We start from the raw sequence: 2,058 nt of genomic DNA on the forward strand, positions 1-2,058 counted from the left end.
CTGTTGGGTAGGGGAGCGTTGTGTAAGCGGATGAAGGTGAACTGAGAGGTTTGCTGGACGTATCACAAGTGCGAATGCTGACATAAGTAACGATAAAACGGGTGAAAAACCCGTTCGCCGGAAGACCAAGGTTTCCTGTCCAACGTTAATCGGGGCAGGGTGAGTCGGCCCCTAAGGCGAGGCTGAAAAGCGTAGTCGATGGGAAACGGGTTAATATTCCCGTACTTGGTAAAGCTGCGATGTGGGGACGGAGCAGGTTAGGTTAGCGTGCGGTTGGATGTGCACGTTTAAGCTGGTAGTTGGGGTAGGTAGGCAAATCCGCTTATCCAATAAAAACAACGAGAGGTGATGACGAGGCCCTAAGGGGCTGAAGTAACTGATACCACACTTCCAGGAAAAGCCACTAAGCTTCAGGCTTTACTAAACCGTACTGAAAACCGACACAGGTGGTCAGGTAGAGAATACTCAGGCGCTTGAGAGAACTCGGGTGAAGGAACTAGGCAAAATAGCACCGTAACTTCGGGAGAAGGTGCGCTGGCGTAGGTTGTAGGAGTTAACCTCCGAAGGCTGAACCAGTCGAAGTGACCCGCTGGCTGCAACTGTTTATTAAAAACACAGCACTCTGCAAACACGAAAGTGGACGTATAGGGTGTGATGCCTGCCCGGTGCTGGAAGGTTAATTGATGGTGTCATCGCAAGAGAAGCACCTGATCGAAGCCCCAGTAAACGGCGGCCGTAACTATAACGGTCCTAAGGTAGCGAAATTCCTTGTCGGGTAAGTTCCGACCTGCACGAATGGCATAATGATGGCCAGGCTGTCTCCACCCGAGACTCAGTGAAATTGAAATCGCCGTGAAGATGCGGTGTACCCGCGGCTAGACGGAAAGACCCCGTGAACCTTTACTATAGCTTGACACTGAACATTGAATTTTGATGTGTAGGATAGGTGGGAGACTAAGAAGTGTGAACGCCAGTTTGCATGGAGTCGACCTTGAAATACCACCCTTTAACGTTTGGTGTTCTAACGAGGCACCCTAATCGGGTGTTCGGACAGTGTCTGGTGGGTAGTTTGACTGGGGCGGTCTCCTCCCAAAGCGTAACGGAGGAGCACGAAGGTTTGCTAATCACGGTCGGACATCGTGAGGTTAGTGCAATGGTATAAGCAAGCTTAACTGCGAGACAGACAAGTCGAGCAGGTACGAAAGTAGGTCATAGTGATCCGGTGGTTCTGCATGGAAGGGCCATCGCTCAACGGATAAAAGGTACTCCGGGGATAACAGGCTGATACCGCCCAAGAGTTCATATCGACGGCGGTGTTTGGCACCTCGATGTCGGCTCATCACATCCTGGGGCTGAAGTAGGTCCCAAGGGTATGGCTGTTCGCCATTTAAAGTGGTACGCGAGCTGGGTTTAGAACGTCGTGAGACAGTTCGGTCCCTATCTGCCGTGGGCGTAGGAGAATTGAGAGGGGCTGCTCCTAGTACGAGAGGACCGGAGTGGACGCACCACTGGTGTTTCGGTTGTATCGCCAGATGCATTGCCGAGTAGCTAAGTGCGGAAGAGATAAGTGCTGAAAGCATCTAAGCACGAAACTTGCCTCAAGATGAGTTCTCCCAGACTTTATGTCTGTAAGGGTTGTTTGAGACTAAGACGTAGATAGGTGGGGTGTGTAAGTATTGTGAGATATTGAGCTAACCCATACTAATTGCCCGAGCGGCTTAACTATACAACGCTCAAGTGTTTTTGTGGGCGGTGAAGCGAAGCAAAAGTAAGCGAGAGAAAGCAGAAAAGCGAAGTAAACTAAACAGAAAATTAGAGAAACTCAACAAGATTCAGCTTGTGACCGAAAGTAGAGGAAGCGCAAGTTAGCGCAGAAGACTTAAAGAACAAAATAATAAAATAAGAAAAGTAAACGAGAAGTTATCGAAGAATAATCCCGGCGGCGAGAGTGCGGTGGTCCCACCTGAATCCATTCCGAACTCAGAAGTGAAACGCTGTAATGCCGATGGTAGTGTGGGGTATCCCCATGTGAGAGTAGGGCACCGCCGGGTTTTTATT

Annotated in this window: 2 rRNA genes; both read left to right on the top strand. The window is 49.9% G+C overall.

Annotation, left to right across the window (positions count from 1 at the left end):
• Window positions 1-1,726 (top strand): 23S ribosomal RNA (locus tag BKK52_RS01815); the annotation flags it as partial.
• A gap of 209 nt (window positions 1,727-1,935) precedes the next feature.
• Window positions 1,936-2,051: ribosomal RNA gene (rrf, locus tag BKK52_RS01820) — 5S ribosomal RNA — on the top strand.
• Window positions 2,052-2,058: the final 7 nt, after the last annotated feature.

This window comes from Rodentibacter trehalosifermentans, assembly GCF_002000545.1.
Classification (GTDB): domain Bacteria; phylum Pseudomonadota; class Gammaproteobacteria; order Enterobacterales; family Pasteurellaceae; genus Rodentibacter; species Rodentibacter trehalosifermentans.